The organism is Psychrobacillus sp. FSL K6-2843 (assembly GCF_038626375.1).
GTDB classification, from domain to species: Bacteria; Bacillota; Bacilli; order Bacillales_A; family Planococcaceae; genus Psychrobacillus; species Psychrobacillus faecigallinarum.
Genome location: NZ_CP152021.1, coordinates 1387638 through 1408804, shown reverse-complemented (window position 1 = coordinate 1408804; position 21167 = coordinate 1387638). Strand labels below are relative to the sequence as shown.

Here is a 21167-nt window from a genome sequence, read left to right as displayed (position 1 = left end):
GTACCCCTCCTTAATCTACTATCCTTGTAACCTTGGTTATATTCGGCAAGGTCTTAAGTTCTTCTAATATATCCTCGTTCACATTTTGGTCAACTTCAATAACCATCAGGGCCATATTCCCTTTCTCTTTTCGAGAAACCTCCATATGACCGATATTTATATCATACTTTGCCAAGCAATTGGCAACGCTTGCAATACATCCTGAACGATCTTCATGAACTACTAATATAGCAGCTAAGTTGCCGGATAACCTTAATGGAAAACCATTAAGTTCAGTTATTTCTGTCTTACCTCCACCAATAGAAATACCAACCATCGACATTTCTCGTTCGTCGTCTCCTAACACAATCCTTGCTGTGTTTGGATGCTCGGTATGTCCTGTCTCAGGGATAAATTCATAAGACAAGCCAACTTTTTCTGCATCACTAAACGCAGTTTTAATCCGCTCATCAAAAGTGTCGTAATCAAGTAAGCCGCCGATAATTGCGACATCCGTTCCATGTCCTTTATATGTCTCGGCAAAGGAACCATAAAGATGGATTTTTGCCCATGTAGGTTGCTTTCCAAATAAATCTCTTGCCACCCGCCCTATACGTGCTGCTCCAGCAGTGTGAGAAGAGGATGGTCCAATCATAACCGGTCCAATTATGTCAAAAACAGACTTGAATTTCAATTGACAGACCTCTCTTTCATGTTAATAATTCTATTTTACACTTATTGGGATGTTTAAACAAAAGTATTGTACGAAAGAAATACAATACTCATCCTTGTTAAAGGATGATTAAATTAACATATCCTAATTGTTTGATGAAAATGTCAGCAAATATTTTTTTAATAATTCAGCCTCACATCTTAAAAAAAACGCGTGGGATTTCTCCCACGCGGAGTCGCTCTTCTTTATTCGACCGATAAGATATATGGATATAACGGTTGTTTACCGTTATAAAGTTCTACTTCAACATCCTCAAATTGTTCTTCGATATAAGCAGCAAACTTGCCTGCTTCTTCTTCAGAAACATCTTCGCCGTATATAACAGTTACTATTTCTGAATCATTATCAATCAATTCATTTGCCAGTTTAGTGGCTGCTTCGACTCTAGAAGGCTGAGAAAGAATAATTTTACCTTCTGCTAAAGACATGAAATCATCTTTTTTAATCTCAACGCCGTCAATGGACGTATCACGAACAGCAAAGGTAACCTGACCAGTTTTTACATGAGAAAATGCTGCAGTCATATTCTTTTTGTTTTCTTCAACACTTACTTGAGCATTGAATGCCAAAATTGCAGCCATCCCTTGAGGAATCGTTTTTGTTGGCACAACAGCTGCTTCTATTCCTAATACTTCAGCCGCTTGTTCAGCAGCCATTACAATATTTTTGTTATTTGGAAGGATTAATACACGCTCTGCACCTACCGATTCAACTGCTTTTACAATATCCTCTGTAGAAGGGTTCATTGTTTGTCCACCTTCTATTACAGCTGAAGCACCTAAGCTTCTTAATAATTCTGCAACTCCGGTACCCATTGCAACAGTAACCACTGCATATGGATGCACTTCAGCTTTTTTTACAGCAGCTTCAGCTGAATGGCCTTCACCAACTATTTCCGTATGTTGCTGACGCATATTTTCAATTTTAATTTTGATAAGATCTCCATATTGCTGACCATACGTCAATACTTCACCTGGAGTTTCAGAGTGTATATGAATTTTAGCAATCTCATCGTCAGAAATTACTAATAGAGAATCTCCATATGCACTTAAATCATTGCGGAAATCATTTTCGTCAAAGGATTTTTTCCCTTCTTCGAAACGAACCATAAACTCCGTACAAAATCCGAATTCAATGTCTGCCGTGTCCATAAATCCTTGAACACTTTTATGATGCTCGGCACTTACCAAATCATCCATAGAGTTACTAACCGTTTTCTCAGGAAGTTCTTCTCCCTTTAAGCTTGCTAAGAAGCCCTCATATACAAATACTAAGCCTTGTCCACCACTATCTACTACCCCAACTTCTTTTAAAACAGGTAATAGGTCTGGAGTTCTATTCAGTGATTGTTTTGCCTCTTCTACAACAGCTGCCATTAATTCAGGGATATCTGTAACAGTTTCACTAACTTCCACTGCTTTTTTAGCAGAGTCTTTAGCAACAGTCAAAATTGTACCTTCGACCGGCTTCATAACCGCTTTATAGGCAGTTTCCACGCCGTATTGCAGAGCTTGAGCAAATTGCTTCGCATCCAAAGTAGCATATTGCTCAATAGATTTACCGAAGCCTCTGAAAAGCTGAGATAAGATAACTCCTGAGTTTCCCCTTGCCCCCATCAATAACCCCTTGGATAATGCTTGAGCAGTTTTACCGATGTGCTCACTCGTGTGGGCAGCAGTTTCTTTAGCTCCCGAGGTCATTGAAAGATTCATATTTGTCCCTGTGTCACCATCAGGAACAGGAAATACGTTTAATGCATCGACATAGTCCGCGTTTTGAAAAAGATGGTGTGCTCCCATCTTGACCATATCTGCAAATTGATTACCATTGATTGATTTCATTGTTTTCTCTCCTTAATCACACGTTTGCCACGCGAACTCCTTGTACGTAAACATTTACGGATTTCACCGACATACCAAGAGATTTATTCAGTGTATATTTCACTTTGGATTGGACTTGATAAGCGATTTCAGAAATTTTTGTTCCGTAACTCACAATAATATACATATCGATATGTAGATCTTCTTTGTCCTGTCTAACAATAACACCTTTAGTAAAATTTTCTTTTCTTAATATATCTGTTAAACCATCTCTGATTTGATGCTTTGATGCCATACCTACGATACCATAGCATTCAATCGCGGCTCCGCCAGCAATCTGTGCAATTGTATCTTGTGATATATCAATGTGCCCGAATTCATTTGTTAATTCTATTGACATGTTGAAACCTCCCAAGTCCTTTTTGACTATCCCTTATTGTACTACACCCTTTAAAATTATAAAAGACACGTTTCTATTCGTCTACTTTTTGCATAAAGTGTAATTAGATTGCCATTTCGTGAAAATACAATTCCTGATACTATAGTAACTATGTAAAGACCATTACTGCAAGTCAAAGCCAAACCAACTTTTCTATTTTATAGTGTAAAGGTTTTTTTCTTGATATACTTGCTTATCAAAAGAGACTGTGGTAAATTATTAAAGTATGTGAAATATCGAACTGAAAAATCTTTCAGCTTCTTTTTTAAAGGAGGAAATTATAATGCCAAAAGTATGTGCAATCACTGGGCGTAAAGCTCGTTCTGGTAATGCTCGTTCTCACGCAATGAACGCTAACAAGCGTACATGGGGGGCAAACCTTCAAAAGGTCCGTATTCTTGTAGACGGTAAACCTAAACGTGTATGGGTTTCTGCTAGAGCTTTAAAATCAGGAAAAATTGAGCGCGTATAATCGCTCTCATAGTTAATGCCAGGTTGACTATTCGTCGACCTGGCATTATTTCTGTCTAAAACTATTTTTTCTCCTCGTCCTTTTTAAACAGACGAATACATACCTTCATAATACTACTAACTGATTTAGGTAATTTAAAAGTGTAGACCTTCACACATATTTCCTCCCTTTTAGTCACTGCTTCTTATCATTAAACATATGCCCGACTCAAAGGAGATAGTACTTGTTCGTTCTACTTGTTCATTACTAGTAAACTTCGCATTACCATAATTCACTACTTCATTTTCTACATTGTATAAGAAACCATCAAGATTCACGTTCCCAATCTTCTCACCAAAAGGGTAGAGGGAAATATATTTGTATTCTTCCTGTTTTTGTATGTAATGAGTACCAGGTAGTAAAAATTGAAGTTTATTTTTATTGTTTTGAATATAAAAGGATACTTTTGGATACCGTTTCTGGAAGTAATAAACGTCATGTAAAGCAGCTTGATAGTGATCTAAGCGTGCGCCACTTGCACCAGTTAAAATGACTTCTGTTGGATTATATTTCATAGCCTCTAATAACGCTAAGTGTGTATCTGTCTCATCCTTATCCGTAGGCAAAATAGATATATGAGTTATTTTTTCACGTAAAACGTTCAGCTCTTCCTCGCTAATAGAATCGAAATCACCAATAATCTCATTTGGAATAATGTTAGCATTGATTAAATGAAAGGCACCTCTATCTGCTCCAATGAAAATAGTTTCTTCTTGAAAAAAAGGAAGCTGTCTAAGATCAACAACTTCCTCTAAAGGGCCTCCAGAACAAATGAAGACACGTTTCATCTAGAAACCGCGCTTAATCCAGCAGCTTTAATTCTTTGAAGAGCTTTAGCTTTATCTGGTGCGTTGTATATAGCAGAGCCAGCTACAAGAATAGTTGCACCAGCTTCTACACAAGGAACAATAGTTTCTTCGTTAATACCACCATCAATCTCTATTTCTATAGAAAGATTTCTTTCTTTAATAATCTGTGAAAGCTGTTTTACTTTCGGTACAACAGAATGAATAAACTTTTGACCACCAAATCCTGGATTCACTGTCATAAATAAAACCATGTCTATATCCTCTAACACATGTTGAATAGTTTCTATTGGTGTATGTGGGTTTAATACGATCCCGGGCTTAACTCCAAAGGAACGAATCAGTTGAATAGTTCTATGTAGATGCGGACAGGCCTCCACATGTACTGTAATATAATCAGCTCCTGCCTTAGCGAAAGCTTCAATGTACTGGTCTGCATTTTCAATCATTAAATGTACATCCAGCGGTAGATTTGTTAGTGGACGAAGAGCTTCCACAACAATTGGACCCATCGTAATATTGGGAACAAAGTGGCCGTCCATCACATCAATATGAATAAGTTCAGCTCCAGCCTTTTCAACCTCTAAAACTTCTTCTCCTAATTTAGCAAAATTTGCGGCTAAGATGGAAGGTGCAATTTTTATCATTTTTAGTACCTCGGCTTTCTTTCTACGATTTCTTCATAAAACTGTAGATAATGTTTATATCGGTAATCTTTTATTTCTCCTAGCTCTACTGCTTGCTTAACTGCACATTTAGGTTCATTTACGTGTAAGCATCCACGATATTTACAACCATCTTGACGTTCTACAAAGTCTGGAAAACAACTAGATAGTTCTTCTTTTTCCATTAAATCGAATTCAAAGGAACTAAAACCAGGCGTATCCGCTAAAAGACCATCACAAACCTCTATTAACTCTACATGTCTGGTCGTATGCTTTCCTCTTCCTAAAGCATCAGAAATTACACCTGTTTTTAAATCTAGCGAAGGTAGAATTGTATTCAGTAAAGTAGATTTCCCTACTCCAGACTGACCAGCTAGTACCGTGGTTTTTCCTTTTAAAACCGGGGAAATTTTTTCATGAAAAGCCGGATCATCTTTATAGGTCATTAATATTTCATAACCAATTTTTTCATAGTCAGAAATATATACTGCCATTGTTTTTTTCATTTTTTCATCCATTAAATCACTTTTCGTCAAGCAAATGATTGGCTCAATATTAAACGATTCTAGAACTACTAAAAAGCGATCCAATAAAATGGTATTAAAATCTGGTTCTTTAATAGAAAAAACTAAAATCGCTTGATCAATATTAGCAATTGGCGGACGAACTAGGTTATTTTTTCTTTCATGAAGAACGGTGATAGTTCCATCGTTTTCTCCTTCTACCGTATAGTCGACAAAATCACCTACTAGAGGAGACTCGCCTCTATTTCTAAAGACGCCTCTCCCTCTGCATTGTATGATGTTACCGTTGTCATATACATAGTAAAATCCACTAAGTGCTTTTCTTATTTGTCCGTTTGGCATCCTATGCCTCCCTAATTTATTCATATGATACGCTATCTTGCGCTACAACCTCTTGATCCCTTTTGATAAGGTATCCACCTGTCTCGCCTTCTACAATTTCTAATGAAATCTTTTTATCGATTGTTGAAGTAATTTCAAATTCTTCCACAGGGGGATCAGTTAATTTATGGTTTTTGTCTTGGATGTAGATACGAATAATTTGTGGAACCACTTCCTGTTCCATCTCTCCGTCCTCTTCTCCGTCCTCTCCATCTATTTCTGGAGGTAAATATTCAATGGTTACGGTTTTCACAACTGTCTGAGTCTTCTTTTGCTGAGGTCCTTTAGAAATTACTACCTCTACCGTACTCCCTTTAACTATCTTCACATTAGGTGCAGGGGATTGTTCTACAACTGCTCCCTTTGGAATCTTATCATGATGTACTTCTTTTGTTCTTACGACCTTTATACCTGTACTTGTTGCATATTCGTTAAGGTTTTTTTCATTATATTCCCTTAAGTCTCTTAGTGTAATCATTTCTGGTCCAAGACTAACTTGGAAATAGATGTCAGTTTCTTCTGGTATAATATCTTCTCCAGCTGCAGGTTCTTGCTTTAAGATGGTACCAGCGGAAGCAGAAGTGTATATTTTATCACTATCATCGATACTACGAAATCCTTGCTTTTGTAACAAAGCCTTCACCTGATCAATATCCTGGTTTTCATAGTTACTCATTGCTGATGTTTTTTTACCTTGAGATACGTAAAGATCTACTTCAGTTTCTTTATCGCGCATTTTCCCCTCTTCCGGAGTTGTACGAATAACATGATCCTTTTCAATCTCATCGTCAAATTCCAATATTTGCTCCCCAATGACGAAGCCTTCTGATTCAAGTAGCTTTATGGCAGCCTCTAATTCTAACCCAGCAATAGGTGGAACCTCTATCTTGTCTGGTTTAAACAATCCCGGGAAAGCAATAATGATGATTAATGCAAGTAAAATCAAGCCAGCAATTATCCCTGTTATAACTTTCCATTTTTTTATTTTTTTCTTTGGCTTCTTTGTTGATACTGGTGAAGGAGCCTCCGTAGGTATTTTTTTTGTTTCTGCTACATCCTCGAAAGAAACAGGCTCTTTAATAATAGGAAGCACCTTGGTAGCTCCATCGTCTACCGGTACAACAAATTTTGGTTCATTAGACCTTTCTGGTGACATGGCAGTTGATAAGTCTCTTTCCATTTCCTCAGCAGAACGATATCTATTTCTAGGATCTTTTGCAGTTGCTTTTAATACTACGTTTTCAAGACTTTGTGGGATTGCAGGATTAATTGCTCTAACTGAAGGTGTTTCAGCCTGTAAGTGCTTTAAGGCAATCGAAACAGCTGATTCTCCCGAAAAAGGAAGCTGTCCTGTTAGAAGTTCAAATAATACTATACCTAATGCATATATATCAGATTCTCTAGTTGCTGTGCCCCCACGTGCTTGTTCTGGTGATAAATAATGTACTGTACCTAATACTGAATTGGTCTGCGTATGGGAGGTCGCACTCAATGCCATCGCTATTCCAAAATCAGTTATTTTCACATTTTCTTGCTCGTCCAATAAAATATTCTGGGGTTTAATATCCCGATGAATAATATGATTATTATGTGCATTAGAAATTGCAGAAGTTAACTGTTTCATAATAGTGATTGATTTGATCGGTGAAACCGGTGCATTACTCTGTATGTATTGTTTTAACGTTTCACCTTTTACATGTTCCATAACAATATAATGAATATCTTCATCTTCTCCGACATCATAAATATTGACTATATTAGGGTGTGTAAGGCTTGTTGCAGATAGTGCTTCACGTTGAAAGCGACGACGTAATTCTTCTTCGTTAGAAAAATCATATCGCAATACTTTAATCGCGACATCTCTGTCTAAAATCATGTCATGTGCCAAATAAACATTGGACATGCCGCCTCCACCAATCATTTCTAGCAATTTATATCTGCCGCTAACTCTTTTACCGATTAACATCCTTACACCTCCTCATCCTTGTTTGTTAACAAAATCAGAGAGATATTATCTTCTCCACCTGACTTGTTCGCTTCCTCCACTAATTCATCTCCCATTACTTGAAGAGACTTCTTGGAGTAAAGCAGGCTTTGTATAAAGGATTCACTTAATTTGTTACTTAATCCGTCTGTGCAAAAAAGAAAATAAGAATTAGCGACAAATTCTACCTCAAAAAAATCTGGATGAATAGTTTTTTCTGTTCCGACAGCCTTCATAATTGCATTTTTCATAGGATGAGTTTTTGCTTGCTCTTCATTAATTTCTCCTGAATCGAGCAGTACATTTACAAAAGAGTGATCTCTTGTAATCTGTTGAACCAAATTTTCGGTAATTTGATAAACACGGCTATCTCCTATATGCGCAATAATTCCTTTACTGCCTTTACTGTTTTCAAACAAGCCGGCAATTAATGTAGTCCCCATTCCTTCACAGCCTGTATTTGAGGTAGAATGCTGAGCTATAAGCTGATTTATCGTTTGGAAAGTGTACATTAACCATTCTTTTTCTGGAACAACAGAAGGATTATAAGCATGAAAATATTTTTCAAATTCTGTAATGGCCATTTCACTTGCTACATCCCCGGCATTATGTCCGCCCATTCCGTCTGCAACAACCGCTAATACACGACCATCCTCTCGCTGAAATACACCCACACGATCTTCATTGATCGTTCTTTTCATGCCTACATCAGTTTTAACAACGAACCTCATTTATACCTTCACCTCTTCATAGATAGAGCTCGTTGCAATCAGCTCTGTTTTTGAAAAACTGCTACAAAAAATCCGTCACTTCTTAAGTCTTGAGGAAACAGCTGTAACATACCATCCTCTTCTTGTTGTTTTATATTTTTTACAACGTCTGGAAAAGATTTTAGTTGCATATCTGGGTGATTTTCCAAAAATAGTTTAGCGGTTCCTTCATTTTCTTCCTTATCCACTGTACACGTACTATAAACCATTAATCCATTTGGCTTCAATAGCTTATATGCTTCATCTAACAATTTGAGCTGAATAGGCTTTAATGAATCAAAATCCTTTTCATTTTTTGTGTATTTAATATCTGGCTTTCTTTTCATAACACCTAAACCACTGCAAGGAGCGTCCACTAAAATACGGTCAAATGTTTGCTCTGGGAATAACTCAGAAGCTTTGCGTCCATCCTTTTCAACTGTTTCTATGAAACTAAAGCCCAGCCTTTCCGCATTTTCTTTTACTAGCTTCAATTTATGTTGATGGATATCCATAGCTACAAGCTTACCAGTGTTTTTCATTTTTTCAGCAATATGTGTTGTTTTTCCTCCTGGTGCTGAGCACATATCTAAAACAATCATGCCCGGTTCAGGTTGAAGGGCATACGCTGGGATCATGGAGCTTTCGTCTTGAATCGTAACAAATCCTTTTTGGAAAGCGGTGGTTTTTGCTGCCTGGCCATTAAACAAATAAATACACTCTGGAATAACTTCGCTTTGTGCAACGACATATCCTTCTTGTGTCATCAAATGCATCACTTGCTCTACAGTTCGTTTAAACAAATTGACACGCAAAGTTGTTACTGGTGGCTCATTGTTTTCCTCAAGCATTTTCTTAGTTGTTTCGAAACCATATTCTGATATAAATCGTTTAACCATCCAAAGAGGGTGACTTGTTTCAATAGAAAGACGCTCGACATCGTCCACAATACTTTCTGTCGAACTAACCCCCTCTCGAAGAATTGAACGCAAAATACCGTTCACTACTCCAGAAATTCCTTTATGACCTCTTCTCTTTGCTATATTAACCGCTTCATTCACTGCTGCATGATCAGGAATTCTAGATAAATAATGGATTTGATATAGAGATAATCGAAGAAGCTGTCTAACCCAATCGTCAAGCTTTCCTTTTATAAATGGTTTTAGATAATAATCCAAAGTCATTTTATGCTGAAGTGTTCCATAGGTTAACTCGGTTAACAACGCTCGATCTTTTGGCTCAATATTGTACTTTTCAATTGTCTGATGCAGCAAAAGGTTACTATATGCTTGTTGTTTTTCAACCGCCATTAAAATAGTTAAGGCTGCATCCCTAACATTACCAGTCCATATTTTTTCGTTCTTTTTTGTCATTCAAATTTATCTCCTATTCGCAATTTAGAACCAACGCCACGCAAATAGTCATTTGCAGACATTCTTTTCTTTCCAGCTGGCTGTAGTTCGTCAATTCGAATTGCTTCTTCAGCGCCTGTTTGGACAACAAGGTAATCCGATTCTATTTTTACAACTGTACCTGGCAGTTCATTTGTATTTACTTCTATTATATCCGCTTTCCAAAGCTTCACTGTTTGTCCATCCAATGTTGTATATGCTACTGGCCATGGATGAAGACCACGTATTTGGTTGTGAATTTCTAAAGCAGATTTAGTCCAGTCTATTCTTTCCTGCTCACGTGAAATATTTTTCGCATAGGTCACAAGCGATTCATCTTGTACTATGCGTTCGTTTCGACCTGTGATGATTAGCGGCAAAGTCTCTTTTAAAAGCAGTGTACCTACTTCGCTTAATTTATCAAAAAGAATTCCGGTATCATCTAAATGAGTAATAGGGATTTCACGTTGCGATATAATATCTCCTGCATCTAGCTTTTCTTCCATATACATGATGGTAACCCCGGTTTTATCTTGACCATCTATTATTGCTTGGTGTATTGGAGCTCCTCCACGATAGGAAGGAAGCAAGGAAGCATGCACATTAATACAACCGTATTTTGGAGCCTCTAAGAGCTCCTTCGGCAATATTTGTCCAAAGGCAGCAGTTATGATTAAATCTGGAGCAAGATTAAGTATTTGATTGAGCTCCTCAGAGCCCTTTAACTTGTTAGGTTGAATAATCGGTAATCCAAGTTCTAAAGCCTCTTCCTTTACAGGTGACGGCGTTAAAACTTTTTTTCTTCCAACTGGGCGGTCAGGTTGAGTTACGACTGCACTTACTTCATAACCCTCTTCCACTAGCATGCGTAAAATAGGAGCCGAAAAGGCAGGTGTACCCATAAATACAATGGATGTCATAGCTCTTCCTCCAGTTCATTCTCCAATTCTTCCACATCAACATAACGAGTAATTTTAGTAGTGAATAGAACCCCGTGTAGATGATCAATTTCATGAAGGATTGCTCTTGCTTCATAGTCCTCTGCCTCTAACTCATATAAAGCGCCATCACGATCCTGTGCCTCTACCTTCACATAAAAAGGTCGCTCCACCTCTCCATAAATATCCGGGAAGCTTAAACAGCCTTCAACTTCTACTTCTGATCCACCTATTTCGACGACTTCTGGATTGACCATTTCGATCACCTCTTGTCCTTCTCCTAGATCCACGATAGCCACTTGAATCGTTTCGCCGACCTGTGGCGCAGCAAGACCAATTCCATCTGAGGCGATCATCGTGTCATACATATCATCCAATAAATTTGCAAGCTTCTCATCAAATACATGAACCTCTTCACATTTTTTAGTCAATAAATCATTTGGGTGTGTAATAATATTTCTAATTGCCATTTCTTAGTCCTCTTTTCAAACAGCCTATAAAATTGTGGATGGGTCAAGGTCTACCGTAAGCACGATACCTTTTTTTATCCACTCCGTACGATAAATTTTAATCAGTTGCTGTAGTTTTTCGATTAATAGTGGTTCTTTTTTGTATTTTATCAAACATTGGTAACGATATCTATTTTGTATCTTGCTTATTGCGCTTGCTGTTGGTCCTATTACCATACTCGTGCTTGATAAATTATCTCTTAACCAATCGGTAGCAAGTTTCGCATATTCAGCTGCAAGGAGTACATTTTCATGAGTCACTTGCACAAGTGTTACGAAATAGAAGGGTGGATATTCATATTGCTTACGCATGATCATTTCATTGTGATAAAAAGGCTCGTACAACTGATCCTTTGAGTACTCTATCGCATAGTGCTCTGGAGTATATGTTTGAATATATACAACTCCTTCTTTATCATGCCTTCCTGCTCTACCACTAACCTGCGTCATAAGCTGAAACGTCTTTTCAGCAGCCCGAAAATCTGCAATATGCAAAGTTGTATCTGCATTTAAAACCCCGACTAAAGTAATATTAGGAAAGTCCAATCCCTTGGCTATCATTTGTGTACCTAATAAAATATCTGCTTCGCCATCGCCAAACTTTTTAAGTATACGTTCATGTGATCCCTTTGTCCTTGTAGTATCCACATCCATACGCAATACTCTGGCATAAGGAAATAATTTAGTTATTTCCTCTTCAACTTTTTGTGTACCCGTACCAAAAAAACGGATGTGCTCACTTTGACATTCAGGGCACTCTTGGGGCACAGGCTCCTCATGTCCACAATAGTGACATTTTAATCGCTCGCCTTCTCGATGGTAGGTTAAGGAAATATCACATTGGTCGCATTCTACAACTGTCCCACAATCTCTACAAAGTACAAAGGAAGAGAACCCTCTTTTGTTAAGGAATAATACAATTTGTTCCTTCATTTCTAATTTTTCTCGAATTGCATCTGCTAAAGGTAGACTAAACATGGAACGATTGCCACTTTTCAGTTCCGCGCGCATATCCACTATGTTAACTGTTGGAAGAGCCTGCTCTTTTGCTCTCATGCTTAACGATAATAGTGTATAAACTCCCTTTGATGCACGTGCATATGATTCTAATGAGGGGGTGGCACTACCTAAAATAACGGGGCATTTGTGAAACTCACTTCTCCAAATTGCCACATCTCTAGCATGATAGCGAGGTGTGTCCTCCTGTTTATAAGAGGACTCATGCTCCTCATCTAAAATAATGACACCTAAATTCTTAAATGGAGCAAATACTGCGGATCTTGCCCCGACAACAACCATAACTTCACCACGCCAAATTTTGCGCCACTCATCAAATTTCTCTCCGGTAGATAAACCGCTATGCATGACAGCCACCTGATCACCAAAGCGAAGCTTGAAACGGCGTGTCATTTGAGGTGTCAAGGAAATTTCAGGTACTAGCATTATTGCCTGTTTTCCTTCTGCTATAGATTTTTCAATTGCATGTAAGTAGATTTCTGTTTTACCACTGCCAGTAATGCCATGAAGTAGGAAAGTTGTATTCTCTTCGTTGTTTTGAGCTTTAGTTATATGAGATAATGCTGTTTCCTGTTCAACTGTTAGCTGAACGTGATTGTCACGATCCTGATAATCGAGCGAAGTAATCTCTCGATACACTTCTTCTTGCTCTTTCACTAATATTTTTTTATTAATAAGAGTATTGACGGTAGCATTACTAACATTTGCAGCCTGAATTAATTCCTGCATTGTAAATGAGTTTTTTTCTTGAGCTAATAGCCACTCGATTAACTCTTTTTGTCTCACTGCTTGTTTTGTGAGTTTATTGAGCTGGCCAACAACAAAATCCTTATCATCTACAAGCGTATATTTAGTAACTGTTTTGACCCTTGCTTGTTGCTTGATAACATTTTCGAGCTCTAAACTTCCTTCAGTTAAATGCTTTTTCATCATCTTTAGCATTCCCGATTTTTCAAAAGCTTCATAAGGAAGCACTTCTTTTCTACCAAAAAGCTCTAGAATCTCTTTTTCCAATTGGGTGGGGTCTACAATTTTAATATTTTTTTTATAAGACGCTCGCAATGCTGCGGGAAGCATTACTTGAAGTGCATCAATTTCATAGCAGAGAGTTTTCTTTGTCATCCACTTGGATAATTTGAGCAGTTCCTCTGTAATAACTGGCTCTACATCTATTATAGATTGAACTTCCTTTAGCTTCGATCTATCTACTTCTGTTTCTCGTTTTATATTCGTGATAAATCCTTGCACTTTTCGATTACCGAAAGGAACATGGACACGGCTTCCTCGCTCCACTAAATCCTCTAAATGCCCTGGCACTACATAATCAAATGGCCGATCAATAGGATATGCAGCTACGTCAACTATGACCTCTACAATCATAGAGCCTCATCTTTTTCAAGCTCAATAATAGTGTGAAATAACTGAAGAGCAAGCTCCTTCTTACTGTTTTGAGGGAAATGAACTTCTATATCGTTCTTTCCAACCAGCGTAACAGAATTAGTTTCTGTCCCAAAACCTGAACCCTCTTCAGTAACATCATTAGCTATTATATAGTCTGCATTCTTCTTCTCTAATTTACCTTTAGCATAATGGACTACATCATTCGTTTCAGCTGCAAAACCAACTAGTATTTGATGTGATTTACGTTTTCCAAGCTCTGACAATATATCCGTAGTTTTTTCAAGAGCTATAGTGACTTCACCATCTTTTTTCTTCATCTTTTGAGGGTGTATTTCTTTCGCTTTATAATCAGCTACTGCAGCTGTTTTGACTATAATTGATGCACTATCAAAATGCTCCAGTACTGCAACAAACATGTCTTCAGTACTTTCAACATTAACTACCTTAACATTCCTTGGGGCTTCTATAGCAACTGGACCCGAAACGAGAATAGTCTCTGCACCTAGCCTAGATGCAGCCTCTGCCATTGCATAACCCATTTTTCCGCTAGAAAAATTAGTCAAAAAGCGGACTGGATCTAATTTTTCTCTAGTTGGACCAGCGGTGACAACTACTCTTTTACCTTTTAAAGGCAAATCACAAGGTGCAAAATGTTCTTCCACTAGCTTAACTATTTTTTCTGGCTCCTCTAGTCTTCCCTTACCAATATAACCACATGCTAAAAAGCCTTCAGATGGCTCGATAAATGAATAACCGTCGTTTGAAAGCTTTTCAATATTACGTTTTACTGCAGGATTGTCGTACATATGTACATTCATAGCAGGTGCGATCCAAACATCTGCGGTAGTTGCTAAAAGGGTAGTGGTCACCATATTATCAGCAATTCCATTTGCTAACTTTGCGATAGTATTAGCTGTTGCAGGAGCAACAATAACTAAATCTGCCCAGTCTGCTAAATCTATATGGGCAATGACTTTAGAGTTTTTTTCATCAAACGTGTCAAAGTAAACATCATTTCGTGACATCGCCTGAAAACTTAAAGGCTTTACAAATTCCATAGCGGATTCTGTCATAATCACTTTTACTTCAGCTCCAGCCTGTGAAAGCTTGCTTACTAAAGCAACCGCTTTATAAACAGCTATACCTCCCGTAACACAAACAAGAATTCTTTTAGAAGTTAACATTATTAATCCCCTCTCTAAACAACAACCTCCCAAAGAACAGATACATTCTTTGGGAGGTGTCTTCATCATCCGATTAGCCTTGCGGGTTTACTCCTAAGGTATCCGTCGAGGCTTTTAACAATTCCTTTAGCTAACAATATCTAAGCTAAATGAAGGTTATTTTATACTTCGTCCTCGTATACAGCGTTTTCGTTAGCTGATTCGATTTTAAGTTCGCCAGCTGCTACTTCTTCTAACGCTTTTCCAACTTGTTTTGCAGAAACGTAGATGCCGAGACGCTCTCCACCCTCTTCTTGCAATTGACGTGCTCTCTTAGAAGCAACGCTTACTAATGAATATTTTGAATCGATTTGATTTTTTAATGAATCTACTGATGGATATAACATTTAAAATTCCCCTTCCAACATGGATAAATATCTTTTTTCTACACGTTCGCGCCGACAATGCTCTGCAGCAACAATTGCATTAATCTTTGAACAAGCTTTTGTTACTTCATCATTCTCCACGACATAATCATACAGATGCATCATCTCTAGTTCCTGCCTTGCAGCAAGAATACGTGAATTGATGACATCTTCTGTTTCAGTTCCTCTACCTATTAAACGTTGCTCCAACTCACTCAAGCTAGGAGGTGCAAGGAATATAAAAAGCGCATCTGGTGCTTTTTCACGTACCAATGCAGCTCCTTGGACTTCAATTTCTAAAAAGACATCTCGACCTGAGTCAAGCGTTTCATTCACATAATCGATTGGGGTTCCATAGTAATTCCCTACGTAAGAGGCATACTCTAACAACTTACCTTGCTCAATTAACTCTTCGAATTCTTCTTTCTTTTTAAAGAAATAATCCACACCATCTACTTCACCTTCGCGCGGAAGTCTTGTCGTCATAGATATGGAATATTCGTAGTTTGTTCCCGGTTCCGAGAATAATTCTTTTCTCACTGTCCCTTTACCAACTCCGGATGGACCTGATAATACGATTAGTATACCTTTTTCTCTTCGCATAAAATCTCCTTCAATTACATGCTATCTCAGACTGCTAACTTTAATACATACTTTACTGATTATAACACAAGTCCTCTATAAAATGATAAGATTAAAAGAAAAGCAAAGACTTGTTTGTTACTTTTATAATGTAACAATGACTTTTTACTTTTTTTCTAGTCTTTTTTATAAAAGTAGAGCTAGATGAATCTCTTTAAAGATTAGCAAATTAGACAGATATACATCTCTCACAATTATAGCTAGCACTCGATTGATAAAAAAATGTTTTTGAAAGAGGAATTATTATGGCTTTTGATGGATTATTTACTATCTCAATGACAACTGAATTACAACAAATAGTAACAGGCCGTATTTCTAAAATACACCAGCCAAACGCTCAGGAAATATTAATGCAAGTCCGTGCTCAAGGAAAGAATTTCAAATTACTGTTTTCTGTTCATCCTTCATACTCGCGCATACAAATTACACATGAGACAATCGATAACCCATCTTCTCCCCCAATGTTTTGCATGGTACTTCGCAAGCATTTAGAAGGAGGAATCATCACCGCAGTACGCCAGCATGAAACGGACCGCATTATTGTCCTTGAAATACTCGGAAAAAATGAGATAGGTGATGAGATTACACGTGAGATTCATATGGAGGTTATGGGTCGTCATAGTAATCTACTTTTAATAGACCCTAGCAGAAATCTTATATTAGAAAGCATAAAACACTTATCACCATCTATGAACAGCTATCGGACGATTTTACCTGGTCAACCCTATATCTCGCCACCATCTCAGAACAAGCTCAACCCACTAGTATATTCAGAGGACCTGAAAAATGTGATTCTTTCGGTTCAGGATTCTAAAGAAATAGTTGAGCAAATTTCGGGTTTTTCTCCACTTCATGCCAAGGAATTACTTCATCGTATGGATGGCGTTTCTGATCGTCTAATGATATATAAATCATTTATGGACGAATTTGTAAAAGGTGGAATCGCTAAGCAAATTGTAGAGGTAAATGGTAAAACATATTACTCTCCGAACGCACTTACTCATTTGGATGGAGATAAATTCAATGAACAAACACTAGGTAATTTACTAGATCGCGTTTATTTTGCTAAGGCTGAACGTGACAGAGTGAAGCAGCAGGCAGGAGACTTGGAAAGATGGCTCCAAAACGAACTAAATAAGCTAAAACTAAAAATGAAAAAACTCCAGAAGGATTTCGAGCAGGCCGAAAGATTAGATACATTCCAATTGTACGGTGAATTACTTATGGCGAATGCTTACGCGATCGAAAAAGGGTTGTCTGAGGTTGAGCTCGTTAACTATTACGATGAAACACAAGGAACAATAGTTATCCCTTTAGATAGTAGAAAGACGGCTACACAGAATGCACAGAGCTACTATAGCCGCTATACAAAAGCTAAAACTGCCTTATTAAAAATTGAACAGCAATTTGAAATTACTAAAGAAGATATCGACTATTTTGAATTGCTACTTCAGCAAGTGATGCAAGCCTCTCCAACGGATATAGAGGAAATCCGAGAAGAATTGATGGAGCAGGGATTACTAAAAATGCGTGCTTCAAAAAAGAAAAAAAAGCCGGTAAAACCAACACCTGAAAAGTATATCGCTTCTGATGGCACAGAAATTTCTGTTGGAAAGAACAATAAACAAAACGACTATGTGACCTTCAAACTAGCGAAGAAATCAGACACATGGTTGCATACAAAGGATATACCTGGTTCCCACGTAGTTATACATTCTGATAAACCATCAGAAATTGCATTGTCAGAAGCAGCTAACCTCGCAGCATATTATAGTAAAGCACGTGAATCTTCCTCAGTACCAGTTGATTATACAGTTGTAAAACAAGTAAAAAAGCCAAATGGCTCAAAACCTGGATTTGTCATTTATTTTGAACAAACTACCCTGTTCGTTACTCCAGACGAGGAGAAAATAAGACAGATGAAAAGATAATTTAGAAACGACTGATAGGGCTATCCCTGCCAGTCGTTTTTTTAGTCTAATACATCAGTAAAACACACAAATATTTTCAGAATTATATCTCATAACCTTTGATAATAGAATAAAGTAATAGTAAATTAGTAGAAATATAATTTTAATAAACTAGGAGGCAAATTCTATGACATTTCAAACCGCTGATTTATGTGATGATTATTCAAATGAGCTACAGGTAATAGGTTCCGAATTTAAATCTTACGGTAAAATCCATAGCTTTTCTGGCCCTATTTGTACCGTTAAAGTTTTTGAGGACAATGTGTTAGTAAGTCATGCTTTAGAAAGCATTCCAGCAGGTAATGTTTTAGTAATCGATGGAGGGGGATCTAAAAAGTGCGCTCTATTGGGAGATCGGCTAGCAAGGACTGCCGAAAGTCGAAATTTAGCCGGAATTATTATAAATGGCTGTATTCGAGATTCTAAAGATTTGTCTCTGCTAGATATTGGAATACTAGCACTTGGAAGCAATCCTTTAAAAAGTAAAAAAGAAGGGACCGGTGAAGAAGATATCCCATTGTTTTTCTTAGGGGTTGATTGGCATCCAGGAGATTATGTTTATGTCGATGAGGATGGCCTAGTTATTTCTAAGAGAAAATTGATTGACTAAACAACAGCGGTCGAAATATATTTTGGCCGCTTATTTGTATTGTTTAAAAAGTCATCTTACACTCCCTACATACATATACTTTTAAGATGTATAGAATGAAGTGGAGGAAAGGCATGGATGTTTTTGTAAGACAAGGGGATTCCCTTTATTATTATAGTCAGTTGTTTAATATTCCACTACAGTTAATTCTCGATTCTAACCAAAGCGTAAACCCTCAACAAATTCCATTAGGTCAGCGTATACAAGTCCCTGGATACGTAGGATTGGATTACCAAATCAGACGAGGAGAATCTCTGTGGGCGCTTGCTCAAAGTAGAAATGTTTCAGTAGATGAAATTCTTTTAGCTAACCCCAATATTGATCCAAGCTCTTTGCAGATTGGTCAAACAATTAAAATTCCCCTAAGAATTACATGGAGAGTCGTTAATGGTAAACAAAATTACGACTACGAGGCATTGTCTATCGATATTAGACGCCTCCAAACAGTGTATCCATTTATTAAAGTTTCTTCGATTGGCAGCTCTGTTATGGGCAAAGACCTCCAAGAAATTATAATCGGCAACGGAAACAAGCGAGTCCATTATGATGGGTCCTTCCACGCAAATGAATGGATCACCACACCAATTATTATGACTTTTTTAAATGACTATTTGCTCTCTTTGACAAGTCAAGGTTCGATTAGAGGGGTTCTTACAACACCATTATATGAGCAAACCTTCCTTTCTATAGTGCCGATGGTCAATCCAGACGGTGTAAACTTAGTCATTAATGGTCCTCCAACTGAGGAGCCTTATAGAAGCAACGTTATCGAATGGAATAGCGGAAGTACTAACTTTTCTGGATGGAAGGCCAATATAAACGGTGTAGACTTAAATGATCAGTTTCCCGCACTATGGGAGCTAGAAAGAGATAGAAACCCTAAAAGTCCCGGACCGAGAGATTACGGCGGAGAAAGCCCCCTTTCTGAACCAGAGGCAATCGCAATGGCTGATTTAACTAGAAAAAGAGACTTTGCTCGAGTACTCCCTTTTCACACACAAGGTCAAGTCATATATTGGGGTTTTGAAGATCTTCAACCTCCTGAAAACGAGGTCCTCGCTATTCAATTTGGTGAAGCTAGCGGCTATATTCCTGTAGAAACAACTAATAGCTATGCTGGCTATAAAGACTGGTTCATACAAGATTGGAGGAGGCCAGGATTCACTATTGAGCTTGGCATTGGTACCAATCCCCTTCCACTATCTCAATTTGATGAAATTTATGAGGACGCACTAGGAATCTTTCTATCAGCCTTATATTTGTAAGCAAAAATCCGGTTTCCTTTTGTGAAACCGGATTAAGTCCTTTAACCTATAAAAACGACAATATAATTTCTATTTGGTTATATATTCTTTCTGTAAAATCCATCTTTTAATTTCAATTGCGGTTTGTTCTGGTTCATCCCATTGAAGCATATGTCCTGAATGTTCCATAGCAATAATGGTTACGTCATTGATAGCTGTTTCTATCTGATGTATACCTAGTAAACGAGCTTTATCTAAAGACTTCGGATAGGTTGCGTGAATAAGCAATAATGGTGCACGTATGGATGGATAGGCATCGGTAAAAGGCTCTAGGAAGAAAGCTTTTATAATGGATATGACCGTAAATTTAGTTGAGATTAAAGTATATCGATTCTCTTCTTTTCGAAAAAGCGAACTTACAAACTCCTCCTTTTCATTATTCCATTGTTTTGTATAAGTCTTGTATTCCTCTATAATAGTATCCCAATCTACTAATGTGGAATTATCCATATATGTATCCCATCCACTTAATGCTAAGTCAAATGTCATTTCTGGTTGATTCACAGGAAATGTAAATCCTCCATCCAACAAAATAATCCCTAATAGATCCGTAGGATGATACCGTGTATAATGAAGTGCTAAATCAGCTCCCCAGGAGTGGCCCATTATATAAAAAGGTTTTATAGTAATTTGTTTAATAACTTTTTGCAACCACTGTGCCAATGAAGAAAATAAATAATCGTCTTCTCCCTTTAAAGGGCTTGAGCCTCCATGACCAGGAAGATCCAACATGATAAGATGAAAATCCTTGTCTAATAGAACAGATAGCTCACTGTATGTGTAAATAGAGTTCCCAGCCAGTCCATGTAAACAAATAATTAAAGGATTTCGTTTATCACCAGCTTCATAGTAATTAATAATATTTCTTCTATCTATTAATTGCTGTTTATCCTTCAAGCACTCACTCCCTATCTTCATCTCCTGTATATATTCGATTTAAATATAGAGATACCCTCTTCTAAAATAATAATAAGAGGCTGGAAAAAGAGTAGTTTAATGCTAGATAAAAATGCCGGAAATTGATTCTTGTTATAATTTCTTACCAAAAGTACAATTCATTCTGAGTGATTTTCTGGTTTCGTAAACATTAATTTAAGTGAAGTTGTCCTCTGTTATACCTGAAATTATGTACAGTTTTCACTTGATATAGAAGAAAATTATAGTTGT

The 21167-nt window shown here is 37.4% G+C and carries 21 protein-coding genes; 4 read left to right on the top strand and 17 right to left on the bottom strand.

Annotated elements, in window-relative coordinates; genetic code table 11:
• Positions 1 to 10: 10 nt before the first annotated feature.
• The 3 genes from sdaAB to MKY94_RS06835 all read right to left on the bottom strand — a co-directional run bounded on the left by sdaAB (position 11) and on the right by MKY94_RS06835 (position 2932).
• A complete protein-coding gene (gene sdaAB / locus MKY94_RS06845) occupies positions 11 to 673 on the bottom strand; it encodes an L-serine ammonia-lyase, iron-sulfur-dependent subunit beta (protein ID WP_144538019.1) in 663 nt (220 codons plus the stop codon).
• Between the two features lie 224 nt (positions 674 to 897).
• Positions 898 to 2553, bottom strand: coding sequence for a DAK2 domain-containing protein (locus MKY94_RS06840; RefSeq protein ID WP_342578291.1), 1656 nt, complete (start codon positions 2551 to 2553; stop codon positions 898 to 900).
• A gap of 16 nt (positions 2554 to 2569) precedes the next feature.
• Positions 2570 to 2932 carry an Asp23/Gls24 family envelope stress response protein gene (locus MKY94_RS06835; protein ID WP_144538017.1) on the bottom strand — a complete coding sequence of 121 codons (363 nt, stop codon included), beginning with the start codon at positions 2930 to 2932 and terminating at the stop codon, positions 2570 to 2572.
• 322 nt (positions 2933 to 3254) lie between these two features.
• Between MKY94_RS06835 and rpmB the strand changes: the two genes are divergently transcribed.
• The gene (rpmB, locus tag MKY94_RS06830; RefSeq protein WP_093263405.1) at positions 3255 to 3443 is read left to right on the top strand and encodes a 50S ribosomal protein L28; all 189 of its coding nucleotides are present in this window, start codon (positions 3255 to 3257) and stop codon (positions 3441 to 3443) included.
• A gap of 61 nt (positions 3444 to 3504) precedes the next feature.
• Here the strand turns inward: rpmB and spoVM are convergent, their stop codons facing one another.
• From spoVM to gmk, 13 genes are all read right to left on the bottom strand, one after another.
• A complete protein-coding gene (spoVM, locus tag MKY94_RS06825) occupies positions 3505 to 3597 on the bottom strand; it encodes a stage V sporulation protein SpoVM (protein ID WP_144538016.1) in 93 nt (30 codons plus the stop codon).
• 16 nt (positions 3598 to 3613) lie between these two features.
• Entirely contained in the window at positions 3614 to 4270 is a 657-nt protein-coding gene (locus MKY94_RS06820; protein ID WP_144538015.1) for a thiamine diphosphokinase, read from the bottom strand.
• Positions 4267 to 4935, bottom strand: a complete 669-nt coding sequence (gene rpe / locus MKY94_RS06815; RefSeq protein ID WP_144538014.1) for a ribulose-phosphate 3-epimerase — start codon at positions 4933 to 4935, stop codon at positions 4267 to 4269. Before rpe ends, MKY94_RS06820 begins: the two co-directional genes overlap by 4 nt.
• A 2-nt stretch (positions 4936 to 4937) precedes the next feature.
• Positions 4938 to 5819 (bottom strand): ribosome small subunit-dependent GTPase A, encoded by an 882-nt coding sequence (gene rsgA, locus MKY94_RS06810; protein WP_151110593.1) that lies wholly within the window; start codon positions 5817 to 5819, stop codon positions 4938 to 4940.
• 16 nt (positions 5820 to 5835) lie between these two features.
• On the bottom strand, positions 5836 to 7824 hold the full coding sequence (gene pknB / locus MKY94_RS06805) for a Stk1 family PASTA domain-containing Ser/Thr kinase (protein WP_342578290.1): 1989 nt from the start codon (positions 7822 to 7824) through the stop codon (positions 5836 to 5838).
• 2 nt (positions 7825 to 7826) lie between these two features.
• Entirely contained in the window at positions 7827 to 8573 is a 747-nt protein-coding gene (locus tag MKY94_RS06800; protein WP_144538011.1) for a Stp1/IreP family PP2C-type Ser/Thr phosphatase, read from the bottom strand.
• 38 nt (positions 8574 to 8611) lie between these two features.
• Positions 8612 to 9964 carry a 16S rRNA (cytosine(967)-C(5))-methyltransferase RsmB gene (gene rsmB, locus MKY94_RS06795; RefSeq protein WP_340862874.1) on the bottom strand — a complete coding sequence of 451 codons (1353 nt, stop codon included), beginning with the start codon at positions 9962 to 9964 and terminating at the stop codon, positions 8612 to 8614.
• Entirely contained in the window at positions 9961 to 10902 is a 942-nt protein-coding gene (gene fmt, locus MKY94_RS06790) for a methionyl-tRNA formyltransferase (RefSeq protein ID WP_340862873.1), read from the bottom strand. The genes rsmB and fmt overlap by 4 nt, the downstream gene beginning before the upstream one ends.
• On the bottom strand, positions 10899 to 11390 hold the full coding sequence (gene def, locus MKY94_RS06785) for a peptide deformylase (protein WP_144538008.1): 492 nt from the start codon (positions 11388 to 11390) through the stop codon (positions 10899 to 10901). Before def ends, fmt begins: the two co-directional genes overlap by 4 nt.
• A gap of 24 nt (positions 11391 to 11414) precedes the next feature.
• Complete coding sequence (gene priA, locus MKY94_RS06780) at positions 11415 to 13826, bottom strand: primosomal protein N' (protein ID WP_340862872.1); 2412 nt, start codon at positions 13824 to 13826, stop codon at positions 11415 to 11417.
• Positions 13823 to 15031, bottom strand: a complete 1209-nt coding sequence (coaBC, locus tag MKY94_RS06775; protein WP_340862871.1) for a bifunctional phosphopantothenoylcysteine decarboxylase/phosphopantothenate--cysteine ligase CoaBC — start codon at positions 15029 to 15031, stop codon at positions 13823 to 13825. Before coaBC ends, priA begins: the two co-directional genes overlap by 4 nt.
• 161 nt (positions 15032 to 15192) lie before the next feature.
• Complete coding sequence (rpoZ, locus tag MKY94_RS06770; RefSeq protein WP_144538005.1) at positions 15193 to 15417, bottom strand: DNA-directed RNA polymerase subunit omega; 225 nt, start codon at positions 15415 to 15417, stop codon at positions 15193 to 15195.
• A complete protein-coding gene (gene gmk / locus MKY94_RS06765) occupies positions 15418 to 16038 on the bottom strand; it encodes a guanylate kinase (RefSeq protein WP_144538004.1) in 621 nt (206 codons plus the stop codon).
• A 284-nt stretch (positions 16039 to 16322) separates the two neighbouring features.
• Between gmk and MKY94_RS06760 the strand changes: the two genes are divergently transcribed.
• The 3 genes from MKY94_RS06760 (at position 16323) to MKY94_RS06750 (ending at position 19961) form a co-directional block, all read left to right on the top strand.
• Complete coding sequence (locus MKY94_RS06760) at positions 16323 to 18008, top strand: NFACT RNA binding domain-containing protein (RefSeq protein ID WP_154311153.1); 1686 nt, start codon at positions 16323 to 16325, stop codon at positions 18006 to 18008.
• Between the two features lie 166 nt (positions 18009 to 18174).
• A complete protein-coding gene (gene rraA / locus MKY94_RS06755; protein WP_340862870.1) occupies positions 18175 to 18657 on the top strand; it encodes a ribonuclease E activity regulator RraA in 483 nt (160 codons plus the stop codon).
• 113 nt (positions 18658 to 18770) lie between these two features.
• Entirely contained in the window at positions 18771 to 19961 is a 1191-nt protein-coding gene (locus MKY94_RS06750) for a M14 family metallopeptidase (RefSeq protein ID WP_342578285.1), read from the top strand.
• 69 nt (positions 19962 to 20030) lie between these two features.
• On the opposite strand, the gene MKY94_RS06745 is transcribed toward MKY94_RS06750, so the two are convergent.
• On the bottom strand, positions 20031 to 20918 hold the full coding sequence (locus MKY94_RS06745; RefSeq protein WP_191696398.1) for an alpha/beta hydrolase: 888 nt from the start codon (positions 20916 to 20918) through the stop codon (positions 20031 to 20033).
• Between the last annotated feature and the right edge of the window lie 249 nt (positions 20919 to 21167).